This window comes from Bacillus cereus group sp. N12 (assembly GCF_016483575.1).
GTDB lineage: Bacteria > Bacillota > Bacilli > Bacillales > Bacillaceae_G > Bacillus_A > Bacillus_A toyonensis.
Map to the genome: position 1 here is coordinate 1 of NZ_JAEHBO010000317.1, position 207 is coordinate 207.

The following is a 207-nucleotide window of genomic DNA, read 5'->3' on the forward strand; positions in this document are numbered from 1 at the left end:
ATTCGAACCCCCGCGCGACTCTCGCCGCCTGTCGGTTTTCAAGACCGATCCCTTCAGCCGAACTTGGGTATACCTCCGATATATAAACTTTGAGTGGTGGACCTTGTAGGACTCGAACCTACGACCGGACGGTTATGAGCCGTCTGCTCTAACCAGCTGAGCTAAAGGTCCTTATGGTAGCGGCGGAGGGGATCGAACCCCCGACCT

The 207-nt window shown here is 56.0% G+C and carries 1 tRNA gene; it reads right to left on the minus strand.

Annotated elements, in window-relative coordinates:
* Positions 1–94 precede the first annotated feature (94 nt).
* A tRNA-Ile gene (locus JDS92_RS30645) sits at positions 95–171 on the minus strand.
* Positions 172–207 lie beyond the last annotated feature (36 nt).